The sequence below is a fragment of the Ruegeria sp. C12 genome (genome assembly GCF_056537745.1).
Genome location: NZ_JBQFSA010000005.1, coordinates 20,154 through 33,603, shown reverse-complemented (window position 1 = coordinate 33,603; position 13,450 = coordinate 20,154). Strand labels below are relative to the sequence as shown.

Here is a 13,450-nt window from a genome sequence, read left to right as displayed (position 1 = left end):
GGATCCCACTTCATCTGGCTGAAAATATCTCGGAGAGCTGCCATGGGTGCGCCATTGGTTCGAGCGCCATTGGCGGCGAGGCTGGCCTCTCGCTACGCCCCCCTCAGCCACCCGCCCAACGCTGCTCAAGCGCCTCCAACGCCGCAATCCGCTCACCCGTCTTCGGATGGCTCATGAGCCAGGCAGGCACCATTCCAGCCCTCTGCTGCGTCAGGTCTTCCAGCTTGTGAAACAAGGATTTCTGCGGCCCGATCCCGATCCCGGCCTTGGTCAGCAAAGCAGCGGCGTATTCGTCAGCCTCATACTCATCCTGCCGCGACAGGCGCGAGGCCAGCAGTGAGGTCAGCGCATTGGCAATCATCGCGCCGACAAACGGAATGAACCGGTTCAGCACCAGGATCAGCGCCGTGCGCAAGGCGTTCTGTCCCGAGAAATCGATCATCCGACGCCGCGCATGACCCAAGGCCACATGCCCCAGTTCATGCGCAATCACACTGGCCATTTCCTCGGCCGAAACCTCACCGTTCCGGAACTTGCGATAAAACCCGCGCGTGATGAAAATCCGCCCATCCGGCGCGGCCAGACCGTTCACCGGATCAATCTCATAAATATAAACCGGCACCCGCGCGATATCCAAAGCGGCGGCCAGCCGATCGGTCATCCGCTTCAACGCCGGATCAGCCAGCTCGGTCGACTTCTGGTCCAACTCACGATGGGTGCGCCAGACGGAAATCCGGTACATCACAAGGCCATAAGCAATGGCGAGAAGGATCGGGGTGAAACGCAACATGGGGTAGATATGGTAGCGTGAGGCTTTGGGGGCAAACAAAAAGTTTAGATTCTGCTGTGCGCGACGAAGCGGATAAACGGTTATTTTGCTGCCTTTGCGCCAATACCCGATCTGCCAAAACAGCTTCTTACTTCGGCCACCATCGAAGCGTTCGCTCTGGCTGTGTTTGAAGGGTGCGTATATGCTGGCCAGTATGACCGTCGAACCAAGACTGGATATTATTGGCGCAGCTTTGGCCGATCCCAGCCGATCGCGAATTCTTTGCGAGTTGATGGATGGCCGCGCTTTCACCAACAAGGAGTTGGCCTGTGCGGCACGCGTCAGCCCGCAGACGGCAAGTGGTCATCTAAAGCAGCTCGAACATGCAGGCCTGACCGCTTCACTACGTAGCGGAAGACATATCTATCACCGGATCGCCAATGCAGAAGTCGCCGCAATTCTGGAAGGGCTGGCCCAGCTTTCTCCCACCGAGCATTTGTCGCGTCCCGGTCAGCTTGGCACGGACACTCTTCTGTCACGCAGTTGCTACAACCACATCGCGGGCAGGATGGGTGTTTTGATGACAGATCGCTTGATCGCGCTCAATGTGCTGAAAGTACACAATGACACTCTCTCAGCCGGTCCGCGCTATCGAAGCTTCCTCGATGATATCGGCATCCAGAGTCCAATCGGTGGTACGGGCAAGCCTCCGGCGAAGCTCTGCCTCGACTGGACGGAGAGGCGGCATCACATTTCGGGCCCGCTGGCAACTGGGATCATGAATAGATTTCTGGAAGCAGGGTGGTTGGAGCGCCGCACTGGCAGTCGAGCTTTGAACATCACCGATGAAGGGTGGAATGCGCTTAAGCGCCAGTTCGGTATAACCCAACCGGATATCGATCTCTTCAATCCAGTCTGATACTTCGGTCGTTAACGAACTGTCTTTTCTGCCGGTGACACCGATCCCGGTTATTCCGACTGCACATCAGTTGGAGGCAACAATGGCACTACCCACGTTCGACAATGATAGATTCGTATCCGAAGAGGGGCTGCGGATTATTGTTCAGGTACCCGATACACATGCACAAAGGATCGTGGATGCGGTTCTGATCGAGGACAGGCTGAAATACGGAGATTATGATTCCGTGACATACAAGACCACGTTGGGAACCCAGCAGTTCAGGTCACTGGGGAGCGGTCGCAATGCTGCTACTGAGAAGGCAGTCGAAGTGCCCTGCGTGGAAGTCTCGTTTTTCTTAGGCGGTGAGGAATCCAAATCCGTGCACGTTCTGAAGGCCATTTATGCATCTCACCCCTACGAAGAACCGGTTGTGTACGTGGGCCAGTATCTCCGGACGCTTCACATTCGCGGCGTAGACGAAGACAATCCCAACAGGTTTTGGAACAGCGATGCCGAAGACTGGGTGCCCGAAGAACACCGGTAGCGGTTGCAAAAGCCGCCGTTCTTTCAAAGCGTAAAGTCGGTCGAATAGGGCTTAAAGCGGGCAGCGCAGCTACCGCGTCAGGTCCCGCATGCCCTGTTCCAGCCCGGCCAGCGTCATGGGTACCATCCGGTTCTCGAAAATCTCGCGGACCATGCCGATGGAATGGGTGTATTCCCAGTACTTCTCGGGCACCGGGTTGATCCACAGGTTGGAACTCCACTGTTCCCGTGCGCGCTCCAGCCAGACCTGACCGGCCTCCTGGTTCCAGTGTTCGTTGGCACCGCCGGGATAGGCGATTTCGTAGGGACTCATCGAGGCGTCGCCGACGAAGATGCACTTGTAGTCGGGGCCGTAGGTGCGCAGAACCTCATGGGTTGGGGTCTGTTGATCCCAGCGGCGGCGGTTGTCGCGCCAGACGCCTTCGTACAGGCAATTGTGGAAGTAGTAGTATTCCAGATGCTTGAATTCGGTCCGCGCGGCTGAAAACAATTCCTCAACCACCTTGATATGCGGGTCCATTGAACCGCCGACGTCCAGAAACAGCAGCACCTTGACAGCATTATGGCGCTCGGGCCGGGTTTTGACGTCCAGATAGCCGTGTTCAGCCGTGGCGCGGATGGTGCCGTCCAGGTCCAGTTCTTCAACCGCGCCCTCGCGTGCCCAACGGCGCAGGCGTTTCAGGGCCACCTTGATATTGCGCGTGCCCAATTCAACCGTGTCGTCCAGGTTCCTGAATTCGCGCTTGTCCCAGACTTTCACCGCGCGCTGATGGCGGCTTTCCTTCTGGCCGATGCGCACGCCTTCCGGGTTATAGCCGTAAGCCCCGAACGGAGAGGTCCCGGCGGTGCCGATCCACTTGTTGCCGCCCTGATGGCGGCCTTGCTGTTCCTGCAAACGCTCGCGCAGCGTCTCCATCAGCTTGTCGAAACCGCCAAGCGCCTCGATCTCGGCCTTTTCCTCATCGCTCAGATGTTTCTCGGCCATCTTGGCCAGCCAGTCGGCGGGGATGTCGACGGCATCCAATACCTGATCAAAGCTGATCTCGCCCAGCCCTTCGAAACTGGCAGCAAAGGCGCGGTCGAACTTGTCGATGTTGCGCTCGTCCTTCACCATCGAGACCCGGGCGAGGTAGTAGAACGCCTCGACATCATAGGTGGCCAGACCCTTCTTCATGCCTTCCAGAAAGGTCAGATATTCGCGCAGGGATACGGGGATACCTGCTTTGCGAAGGTTTTCGAAGAAGGGCAGGAACATGGGCTACCCCACAAAACGCACAAGGATCAGCGACAGGATCAGGCCCACCAGGGCAAAGGCAATGCCATAGCCTGCCGCGTATTGCGCCATATCCGCAGCGTTGCCGTTGCGCTTTCGTGCGCTCAAAACGCCCAGGATTGCACCCAAAACAGCCATTCCCAGTACTACGAGCATTCGTTTGTCATCCGCTTGTATTGTTGTCCAAACGTCCAGCCGCGCCGCTTTCCACCAGCGACTGCACCACCAGATCCGAGCCAAACCCGTATCGCGCCCACCCCAGACTGTCCACCCTGACGGCGCGTGCCTGCTGCATCTGTCCGGCCTGCTTCAACGCCTCGGATTTCAGCAGCAGCAACGTCGCGAGGAGTGAGGCGTTTTCGGCGCGGGTCATCACATCAATGGCGCTGTCCAGCTGCGGCAGTACCTCTGGCCCGCGATCCTGTGCCAGGGCAAAGGCGGCGGTCTGGGTTGTGACATGGGCGCGGTGTACCTCGGTTCCCGGTGTGGCGTTCAGGAACTGCATGGCGATCTGATATTGCTGCAATGCCGCTGCCGGATCGCGGAACTGGACCATGCGGCCCATCAGGTAATGCGGATAGGCGCGGCGATGGTCGGTCCATCCCAGTTGCCGACCGATTTCGGCGGCCCGTTGGGCGGCCCGCATTTGCCGGGGGGATCCGGGGCCGGGGCCGAGGGATTTGTTGATGGCGTCAATCCATTCGCGGGGTGTTTCGGTCAATGGCTGCACTGCCAGCCGATCGCCGCGCGGGTTCAGACGGCTCAGCACACCCGGGATCACCGCCTCGACCTGTTCGCGGGTCATGCCCGTGCGCAACTCGGGCGCATAGGCCGCCCGCAGGATCAGCATGTCGAACCCGGTCAGAACGGTGTGGATATTGTCGTCGTTGAACACCGAATCCGGCAGGTGATACAGGTCGTTCAACGGCCCCAGCGCTTGTGCCAGTTCTTCATGCAGGCAATCGCGCATTTCCTGAGGGCTGACATCATAGGGGATGAAAATCCCCAACCGCTCGCGCTGACGCAGCTCGGTCCAGCTGCTTTTGATCTTGCGCCGGTCGCGGCGGTATTCTTCCAGGCTGGAGGAGTTGGGCACCACGAAACAGGCCGCGTTTGGCAGGATGCGGTGAATGTCGCGCTGGCTGACGGCCTCGATAGTGATGTTGGCCTGACCCTCGGTGATCTGGCGAATATCGATCCGGGCTTCGCGTTGCAGCCGCGACAGAAGACTGGTCAGATCCCGCTGCATACTGGGTGTGGGCCTGCCGGTCAGACGAACCGTCACCGGCGTCTCGAACCGTGTGAACACCGGCAGTTTTGTACCGCCTTCCAGTGCGAAATGCAGATCGACAAAATCCGAAGCGATGTTGGTGTTCGACCGCGCCGGAGGGGTAGGGCGCGCCGTTGAAAACGTCTTGGCCGGGGGCAGTGACCGTTCGACAACTTTCACGCTGTCCGGTAGCTCGATCCGTTCGACGGATGCGCAGGCGGAAAGCACCAGTGCCGCGGCAAGCGCCCCCCACCGGATCATGAGCGATTGTACCTGATAAAGGGCGTCAGCGTGCCGATCCGGTCATATAGCTTTCGTGCCGTGTGGTTGAAATCCTGCGTTAGCCAGTAGACTGACGGCGCGCCTTGTCGGTCAGCCTCGTCATATACCGCTTCGATCAGGGCGCGCCCGACCCCGGTTCCGCGTGCTTCGGGCCGGGCAAACAGGTCCTGCAGATAGCACACCTTTTCAACCTTCCAGGCGTGGCGGTGGAACAGAAAATGCGTCAGGCCCACAAGCCTGCCATCCTGTTCCGCGACAAAGCACGAGAAATCCTGCGGATCATCGCCTGACAGGCGCTCAAACGTAGTGTCGTAGACCTCATCCGGGACGGAGGTTTCATAGAACGCCAGATAGGCGTGCCACATCTCGGCCCATTGATCCCTGTCCTCAGCCGTGAGGGGGCGAATTATCGGTGCGTTGGCCAAGCGATGCGTCCTGTTACTGAGATAAGCTTAGGTCTTTCGATGCTGACATCCACCCCGTCGCAAGGCAAGCCGCGTTCACAGCCTGTTCAAAGGCAATTTAGCGCTTGCTGCGCGCCATAAAGGCCAGACGCTCGAACAGATGCACGTCCTGCTCGTTCTTCAGCAGCGCCCCGTGCAGCTTGGGCAGGGCATTGGCCCCATCGCGTTTCAGATCCTCGGCGGTCAGATCCTCGGCCAAGAGCAGCTTGAGCCAGTCCAGCACTTCCGAGGTCGAGGGCTTTTTCTTCAGCCCCTGCGTCTCGCGGATTTCGTAGAACTGCGTCAGGGCGGTGGTCAGCAGTGCATCCTTGATGCCGGGGTGATGCACCTCGACAATGCGGCGCATTGTGGCCTCGTCCGGGAAGCGGATATAGTGGAAGAAACAGCGACGCAGGAAGGCGTCGGGCAGTTCCTTTTCGTTGTTCGAGGTGATGATGACGATGGGGCGGTTCTGGGCCCGGATGGTCTCGCCGGTCTCGTAGACATGGAACTCCATCTTATCGAGTTCCTGCAGCAGGTCGTTTGGAAACTCGATATCGGCCTTGTCGATTTCGTCGATCAGCAGAACGACCTTTTCGTCCGCCTCGAACGCCTGCCACAGTTTACCCTTGCGGATATAATTCGCCACGTCATGCACGCGTTCTTCGCCCAATTGGCTGTCGCGCAACCGGCTGACGGCGTCGTATTCATACAGGCCCTGCTGCGCACGGGTGGTGGACTTCACATTCCACTCGATCATTTTCAGACCCAGCGCACCGGCCACCTGTTTGGCCAGCTCGGTTTTGCCGGTGCCGGGTTCCCCCTTGACCAACAGGGGACGTTCCAGCGTGACGGCGGCGTTCACGGCGATATTCAGGTCGTCTGTGGCAACATATTCGGCTGTGCCTTGGAAACGTGCGGTCATGGGCCCCTCGTGTGGTAGCGCGCGGATGCGGGCGATCTTGGTTCCGGGTTACAGAGGGGTGGGGTTTTTGACAACCCGGGTCGCTGCGTCGATTCAGCGGAAAATCGCAACGACTCCAAACCCTTTTACGTGATTCGCAGGTGCCCCGTTGTGCCGCCGGTTGAAACTTGCCCCAAAAAAACCTGCGTATGACCACTGAAAAACAACGTTTTGTTGTTTCAAGTCTCATATTTAGACAGCCCAGCTACCCGGCGCGCCGGTCCTACGTTTGTGTAGTGACAATCGTGTGCCCGTCGGATAAACGCTGCGCAGAAGGGGGTGCCAAATGTCAGGTGATACTACCGCTACCGACGTTTCAGGCCATACCGAGGGAGCAAATATGAAGCAGGAAGTTTTTCTGCCGGACGATTACCGCCCGGCCGAAGATGAACCTTTCATGAATGATCGGCAGCTTGAGTATTTTCGGCGCAAGCTGCTGGATTGGAAGACAGAATTACTCGCAGGCAGCCGCGACACGATCGAAGGGCTGCAAGACAATACCCGAAACATTCCCGATGTCGCCGATCGCGCAAGCGAGGAAACCGACCGTGCGCTGGAACTGCGCACCCGGGATCGTCAGCGCAAGCTGGTGGCCAAGATCGACTCGGCCCTGCGCCGGATCGACGAAGGCGAATACGGGTATTGCGAAAAGACAGGCGATCCGATTTCGCTGAAACGTCTGGATGCACGTCCGATTGCAACCATGACGCTAGAGGCGCAGGAACGCCACGAGCGGCGCGAGAAGGTTCACCGCGACGATTGATCGCTGCGGAATCCACAAGAACACAAACGCCGGGGCCTGTCGCCTCGGCGTTTTTGCGTTAAGCCAAGGGCATGAATATCGACGGGCTTAGATTCTGTGTCATCGGCGGCGGCATCGGCGGGCTGGCCGCAGCGCTGGCTTTGCGCCAACGCGGGGCGCAAGTGACAGTGCTGGAACAGGCCCCCGCCTTGACCGAGGTCGGGGCGGGCCTGCAGATCAGCGCAAACGGGATGCGCGTTCTGCACGCCCTGAACGTGGTCTCGGACATCCCCGAACTGGGGCAGCGATCTTACGGCACGGTGTTGTGCGACTATCGCAAAGGGCGTGTGATCAGCCGCGTTCCGGGCCCGACGGCGGGGGCGACCTATTACTACCACCGCGCCGATCTTCTGGATCTGCTGCATGACGCGGCCAAAAAGGCGGGCGTGGACATACGATTAAATGCGCGCGTGACCCAGGTGCACAAGCACCCCGCAGAAGCCGAGATTGTGTTGGCTAACGGGGAACGCCTCCGCGCCGAATGTGCCATAGCCGCCGATGGCGGGCGAAGCGCCATCCGGCCCGACTTGAACGGGCCCGAGATGCCCAGTTTCACCCATCAGGTCGCCTGGCGCGCGACGCTCCCGTGGAGTGGTGCCGAAGCAGAGCCGCGCGCAACCCTTACAATGGGTCCACGCCGCCATGTGGTGACTTACCCTCTGCGCGACCAGAAACTCATGAATATCGTGGCAGTAGAAGAGCGGTCTGACTGGCAGGAAGAAGGCTGGCGCAAGCAGGGCGATCCAGATGATCTGCGCGCCCGGTTCGCTGACTTCGGTGGCCCCGTGCGCGATATTTTGGCCGAGGTGAAGGAAGCGCATGTCTGGGCGCTGTTCCTGCGGCCCGTCGCCCAGACATGGCAAAACGGGCGTGTTGCCTTGCTTGGGGACGCCGCGCACCCAACCTTGCCTTTCATGGCGCAGGGGGCCTGTCTGGCACTGGAAGACGCCTGGGTATTGGCGCGGTCCTTCACGGACCAATCGGGCGTGGCCCGCGCCCTTGCGGCCTATGAGGCAACACGCATCCCTCGCGCCCAGCGTGTCGTCGCCACAGCTGCCGCAAACGCCCGCAACTTTCACCTGCAAGGCCCCATGCGGTTTGCCGCGCAGCTGGCGCTTTCAGCCCTGGGGCCGCATCTGACGCGCCGGTACGAATGGATTTACAGCCACGACGTGACCGCCTGATCTATCAGATCTCCAGATCCACCCAGACCGGAACGTGATCCGACGGCTTTTCATGCCCACGGACCTCGGCATCAATCCGGCAGTCGCGCATCAGGTCGGCGGCTTGCGGCGTCAGTAGAAAATGGTCGATCCGGATGCCGTCATTCCTGTTCCAGGCCCCCGCTTGGTAATCCCAAAACGAGTAGTGCCCGGGGCCTTGGGTGCGGGCGCGAAACGCCTCGGTAAACCCAAGATTCAGGATCTTGCGAAACGCCGCGCGGCTCTCGGGGCGAAACAGAGCATCCTCGCGCCACGCATCGGGACGTTTGGCGTCGTCGGGCTGCGGAATGATGTTGTAGTCCCCGGCCATCAGCGAGGGTTCTTCACTGGCCATCAAGTCCTTGGCGCGCGCATATAGGCGTTCCATCCAGGCAAGCTTATAGTCGTATTTGGGGCCCGGAGCCGGGTTGCCATTGGGCAGGTACAGCCCGCAAATCCGTAAGGCCTGCTTTCCAACAACGGTTGCCTCGATCCAGCGCGCCTGCTCATCTTCGTCATCTCCGGGCAATCCGCGCGAAACATCCTCAAGCGGCAGTTTCGACAGGATGGCAACCCCGTTGAAACTCTTCTGGCCATGGGTTTCGACATTGTAACCACGCTCTTCGAACAACTCGCGTGGAAAGTTCTCGTCCACCGATTTGATCTCTTGCAGCAGAACGACATCGGGCTGCGCATCATCCAGCCACCGGGGCAGGGCCTCGGCCCGCGCCTTGATGCCGTTGATATTGAACGTGGCGATTTTCATGCGCGCTCCTCCGATGCCTCAGGGCAACCTATCGCGCAGAACCGGCCCAACGGCAAGGCGGATGGCGGGTTTGCGAGGCTCTGCCTCGCGCTCCGGGATATTTATGGCCAGATGAAGAGACGGATCCCTGCTTCATCTGGCTACAAATATCCCGGGGGTGTGGGGGCTGGCCCCCACCTGCGCTACATGGAAAAAGAGGTGCCGCAGCCGCAGGAGGAGGTGGCGTTGGGGTTCTCGATCACAAACCGCGCGCCGATCAGTTCCTGGGTGAAGTCGATGACGGCATTTTCAAGAAACGGCAGGGAAACGGAATCCACGATGACCTTTTGGCCCTTGCCCTCAAGAACCAGATCGTCGTCCTGAGGTTTATCCAGTGCGATTTCGTATTGAAAACCGGAACATCCGCCGCCTTCCACCGCGACGCGCAGGGCTTGACCCTGATCCGCTGCGCCGATCTCGGCGAGGCGATCAAAGGCGCGTTCCGTGACTGTTGGGGGCAGATTCATGCCAATCTCCAAAGGTTTATTTCCTAAGCCGGGTACAATATATGAAACCTCAGGACAGGCGACAAGGACAAGACCTTTGGAAAGAGCGGGTTTTGCCTCGGACCCAGCCCGCGCGCGGGGGCGGCTGGTGCCGGAGGAGGAGAGCAGTTTCCGGTCATGCTTTCAGCGTGATCGCGACCGGATTATTCATGCCAGCGCGTTTCGGCGGCTCAAACACAAGACGCAGGTGTTTGTCGAGCATGAAGGCGACAGCTATCGCACCCGTCTGACCCATTCCATCGAAGTCGCTCAGGTGGCGCGTACCATTGCCGGGGCGTTGGGGCTGAACCCCGAACTGACCGAGGCCGTGGCTTTGGCTCATGATCTGGGACACACGCCGTTCGGGCATACAGGCGAGGACGCCCTGCACGCGCTGATGGCGCCCTATGGCGGGTTTGATCACAATGCGCAGGCCATTCGGATCGTGACCAAGCTGGAACGTCACTATGCCGAGTTTGATGGCTGCAATCTGACATGGGAATGTCTGGAAGGGATCGCCAAGCATAATGGCCCGGTGGTCGGCGAACTGCCCTGGGCACTGGCCGAGTGCAATCAGGGGTTTGACCTTGAACTGCACACCCATGCCAGCGCCGAGGCGCAGGTGGCGGCGCTTTCAGATGATATCGCGTATAACAATCATGATTTGTTCGACGGGTTGCGGGCGGGCCTGTTCACGGATGCAGACATTCAGAACCTGCCGATTGTCGGCGCGTGTTTTGCCGAGGTGGACGCCAAATACCCAGGCCTCGACCCTTACCGCCGTCGGCATGAAGCGTTGCGGCGGGTCTTTGGAGTTATGGTCTCGGATGTCATTGACACCTCGGCTGATCTGATTGCGGCCTCAGGGGCTGGGTCTGTCGAAGATATCCGGCACCTCGGGTATCCGGTCATCCAGTTCTCGGGTGATCTCTGGGCTCAGCTGAAAGAAATTCGCGCCTTCCTTTTCACGCGAATGTACCGCGCGCCTTCGGTGATGGAGGTGCGGGCCAAGGTCAGCAAAGTAGTCGAGGAGCTGTTCCCGATCTATCTGAATGACCCGAAACAGATGCCGGGTCATTGGCATGACGATATCGAAGCGGCCGGTGATGAGACGGCTTTGGCCCGGATCGTATCGGATTACATCGCGGGCATGACGGACCGGTTCGCCCTGCAGGATCATGCGCGGCTGACCGGAGGCTGATCACTCGATCCCGATATAGGCCAGTGCCCAGACCTGCTGACTGGCCTGTTCCTGCGCCAGATCGGGGTCGTCGGTGGGCGGGAAGACGATCATGGTCGGGCCATAGCCACCGATGCCCATCGGGTTGCTATCGGCGTGCGTGGCAACAATCGGTTGATGTGCTGAGATGCTGTCCCACGGGATTTCGGCCTGATAACCGTCCAACGCCATCGGCTTTGCCGTCTTCCCCTCGGCCCCGGCCATGGTCATCACATCTGACAGGCGCGGGCCGGAGAATGCGATGTCGCGCTGATTGCCTTCGGGGCCGTAGGCTATGGTGATCTCGACCTGTTCGAGCCCGTCCAGCATCACAGCATCGAAACCAGCCGCGCCGTCGTGCTGGACCTCAAGATAACCCAACAACCCGCCGTCATTCTCGCCGCGGGCGGGCAGGTTGGTCTCGGTCACGGCTCCGCCCAGTGTCAGCAGCACATGGCCCTGCGGCGCGGGTATATCGGCCCAGAGCGGCAGGGCGGTGGTCAGCATCAGGCTCAACGGCAGGGCAAGGCGCATTGTCGGATCTCCGGTTCGTGGATTTCTGCCGACACTAGCGGGCTTTGACGGTAAACCAAGCCCAAACTTTAGGCGTCCATTGACCTTGGCGTGGTGCGTGGTAAACCGCCCGGCAAGCAAAAGGACATCCGTAATGAACCTGTTTTCCGAGATCCGTGCCCTGGTACTGGACGCGCTGGCGCAGATGCAGTCCGAAGGCGCGCTGCCCGAGGGGCTGAGCTTTGACAACGTGGCGGTCGAACCTCCGCGCGACGCGGCGCATGGCGACATGGCGACCAACGCGGCGATGGTGCTGGCGAAACCGGCCAAGATGAAGCCGCGCGACATTGCTGATGTGCTGGCCGGGAAACTGGCCGAGGACGGGCGGATCACCAGCGCCGAGGTGGCCGGGCCGGGCTTTCTGAACCTGCGGCTTGCGCCGACCGTCTGGCAGGGCGTACTGGCGGCGGTGCTGGAGCAGGGCACCGACTATGGCCGCTCGACCATGGGGCAGGGGCAGAAGGTCAATGTTGAGTATGTCTCGGCCAACCCCACCGGCCCGTTGCATGTGGGCCATACGCGGGGCGCGGTGTTCGGCGATGCCTTGGCAAGCCTCTTGGCCTATTCGGGTCATGACGTGACCCGCGAGTATTACATCAACGATGGCGGCGCGCAGGTGGATGTGCTGGCACGCTCGGCCTATGAACGGTATCGCGAGGCCAATGGCCTCAGCCCCGAGATTGCCGAAGGTCTTTATCCCGGTGACTACCTGATCCCGATCGGTGAGGCGCTGAAAGAGAAATATGGCGACAGTCTGATCGACAAGCCGGAAAGCGAATGGCTGGAGGACCTGCGCGAGTTCTCGACCGACGCGATGATGGACCTGATCCGCGCCGATCTGAAGGCGCTGGGCGTTGAGATGGACGTGTTCTTCTCGGAGAAATCCCTCTATGGCACAGGCCGGATTGAGGCTGCGCTGGCGTCGCTGACCGACAAGGGCTTGATCTATGAAGGCGTGTTGGAGCCGCCCAAAGGCAAGAAGCCCGAGGATTGGGAACCGCGCGAGCAGACCCTGTTCAAATCCACCGAGCATGGTGATGACGTGGACCGCCCGGTCAAGAAATCGGACGGCAGCTGGACCTATTTCGCCCCCGATATCGCCTATCACTATGACAAGGTGAGCCGTGGTTTTGACGCGCTGATCGACGTGTTTGGTGCTGACCATGGTGGCTATGTCAAACGGATGAAGGCGGCTGTTTCGGCGCTGTCCGATGGCAAGGTGCCGCTGGATATCAAGCTGACGCAGTTGGTGAAGCTGTGGAAGAATGGCGAGCCGTTCAAGATGTCCAAGCGGGCCGGGAACTTTGTCACGCTGCGCGATGTGGTCGATCAGGTTGGCCCGGATGTGACCCGTTTCGTGATGCTGACGCGCAAGAACGACGCGCCTCTGGATTTCGATTTCGACAAGGTGCTGGAGCAAAGCCGCGAGAACCCCGTGTTCTACGTGCAATACGCCCATGCGCGGGTCATGAGCGTGCTGCGTCGCGCCGCCGAGGCCGGGATTGCCGCCGATGATGCGACGCTTACAGGTGCTGACCTCAGCAAGAACGATCACGCCTCGGAACTGACTGTGGCGAAGAAGCTGGCCGAATGGCCGCGCTTGGTGAAAATCGCGGCGCGCACCAATGAGCCGCACAGGGTTGCCTTCTATCTGTATGAACTCGCAGGGGATTTCCATGCATTGTGGAACAAAGGCAATGATGAAACCCAATTGCGCTTCATCCAGGATGGCGATGTTGCCACAAGCCAGTCGAAAATCGCCTTGGCGCGGGCTGTTTCTGTTGTGATTTCAGCGGGCTTGGGTATTCTTGGCGTCACTCCGGCGCAGGAGATGCGGTAACAAAATCGCCCGAAACGCCGGTCTGAGGTAGGCAAGAAATGACCCGCGCGCCGTGTTTTTAAGGCGCAAACGGGCAGTG

At 59.9% G+C, this 13,450-nt stretch carries 15 protein-coding genes; 6 read left to right on the top strand and 9 right to left on the bottom strand.

What is annotated here, in order from left to right:
- Window positions 1-103: 103 nt before the first annotated feature.
- Window positions 104-790, bottom strand: a complete 687-nt coding sequence (locus ACR0C9_RS11185; protein ID WP_170519220.1) for a M48 family metallopeptidase — start codon at window positions 788-790, stop codon at window positions 104-106.
- A 193-nt stretch (window positions 791-983) separates the two neighbouring features.
- Between ACR0C9_RS11185 and ACR0C9_RS11180 the strand changes: the two genes are divergently transcribed.
- Window positions 984-1,688, top strand: coding sequence for a metalloregulator ArsR/SmtB family transcription factor (locus ACR0C9_RS11180; protein ID WP_170450037.1), 705 nt, complete (start codon window positions 984-986; stop codon window positions 1,686-1,688).
- Window positions 1,689-1,770: 82 nt separating this feature from the next.
- The gene (locus ACR0C9_RS11175) at window positions 1,771-2,214 is read left to right on the top strand and encodes a YqfO family protein (protein ID WP_480781034.1); all 444 of its coding nucleotides are present in this window, start codon (window positions 1,771-1,773) and stop codon (window positions 2,212-2,214) included.
- A 69-nt stretch (window positions 2,215-2,283) separates the two neighbouring features.
- On the opposite strand, the gene ACR0C9_RS11170 is transcribed toward ACR0C9_RS11175, so the two are convergent.
- The 5 genes from ACR0C9_RS11170 to ACR0C9_RS11150 all read right to left on the bottom strand — a co-directional run bounded on the left by ACR0C9_RS11170 (window position 2,284) and on the right by ACR0C9_RS11150 (window position 6,406).
- Window positions 2,284-3,468, bottom strand: coding sequence for a vWA domain-containing protein (locus ACR0C9_RS11170; RefSeq protein ID WP_170629059.1), 1,185 nt, complete (start codon window positions 3,466-3,468; stop codon window positions 2,284-2,286).
- A gap of 3 nt (window positions 3,469-3,471) precedes the next feature.
- Complete coding sequence (locus ACR0C9_RS11165) at window positions 3,472-3,642, bottom strand: hypothetical protein (protein WP_170519210.1); 171 nt, start codon at window positions 3,640-3,642, stop codon at window positions 3,472-3,474.
- A gap of 7 nt (window positions 3,643-3,649) precedes the next feature.
- Window positions 3,650-5,017, bottom strand: coding sequence for a DUF2927 domain-containing protein (locus ACR0C9_RS11160; RefSeq protein ID WP_480781033.1), 1,368 nt, complete (start codon window positions 5,015-5,017; stop codon window positions 3,650-3,652).
- A complete protein-coding gene (locus ACR0C9_RS11155) occupies window positions 5,014-5,463 on the bottom strand; it encodes an N-acetyltransferase family protein (protein ID WP_480781032.1) in 450 nt (149 codons plus the stop codon). Before ACR0C9_RS11155 ends, ACR0C9_RS11160 begins: the two co-directional genes overlap by 4 nt.
- 97 nt (window positions 5,464-5,560) lie before the next feature.
- Window positions 5,561-6,406 (bottom strand): AAA family ATPase, encoded by an 846-nt coding sequence (locus tag ACR0C9_RS11150; protein ID WP_170450048.1) that lies wholly within the window; start codon window positions 6,404-6,406, stop codon window positions 5,561-5,563.
- Window positions 6,407-6,785: 379 nt separating this feature from the next.
- On the opposite strand from ACR0C9_RS11150, the gene dksA reads away from it, so the two are divergent.
- Window positions 6,786-7,208: an RNA polymerase-binding protein DksA gene (gene dksA / locus ACR0C9_RS11145; protein ID WP_170450050.1), complete on the top strand. Its 423-nt coding sequence runs from the start codon at window positions 6,786-6,788 to the stop codon at window positions 7,206-7,208.
- Between the two features lie 71 nt (window positions 7,209-7,279).
- Entirely contained in the window at window positions 7,280-8,431 is a 1,152-nt protein-coding gene (locus ACR0C9_RS11140) for an FAD-dependent oxidoreductase (protein ID WP_170450052.1), read from the top strand.
- Window positions 8,432-8,435: 4 nt separating this feature from the next.
- Here the strand turns inward: ACR0C9_RS11140 and xth are convergent, their stop codons facing one another.
- Both xth and ACR0C9_RS11130 read right to left on the bottom strand, forming a co-directional pair.
- Complete coding sequence (xth, locus tag ACR0C9_RS11135; RefSeq protein ID WP_480781031.1) at window positions 8,436-9,215, bottom strand: exodeoxyribonuclease III; 780 nt, start codon at window positions 9,213-9,215, stop codon at window positions 8,436-8,438.
- A gap of 182 nt (window positions 9,216-9,397) precedes the next feature.
- Window positions 9,398-9,721 carry a HesB/IscA family protein gene (locus ACR0C9_RS11130; protein WP_170450056.1) on the bottom strand — a complete coding sequence of 108 codons (324 nt, stop codon included), beginning with the start codon at window positions 9,719-9,721 and terminating at the stop codon, window positions 9,398-9,400.
- A gap of 76 nt (window positions 9,722-9,797) precedes the next feature.
- On the opposite strand from ACR0C9_RS11130, the gene ACR0C9_RS11125 reads away from it, so the two are divergent.
- The gene (locus tag ACR0C9_RS11125) at window positions 9,798-10,940 is read left to right on the top strand and encodes a deoxyguanosinetriphosphate triphosphohydrolase (protein WP_170450058.1); all 1,143 of its coding nucleotides are present in this window, start codon (window positions 9,798-9,800) and stop codon (window positions 10,938-10,940) included.
- Here ACR0C9_RS11125 and ACR0C9_RS11120 read toward each other — a convergent pair whose 3' ends face one another.
- Entirely contained in the window at window positions 10,941-11,492 is a 552-nt protein-coding gene (locus tag ACR0C9_RS11120; RefSeq protein ID WP_170450060.1) for a molybdopterin-binding protein, read from the bottom strand.
- Between the two features lie 133 nt (window positions 11,493-11,625).
- On the opposite strand from ACR0C9_RS11120, the gene argS reads away from it, so the two are divergent.
- Entirely contained in the window at window positions 11,626-13,371 is a 1,746-nt protein-coding gene (argS, locus tag ACR0C9_RS11115) for an arginine--tRNA ligase (RefSeq protein WP_480781030.1), read from the top strand.
- Window positions 13,372-13,450: the final 79 nt, after the last annotated feature.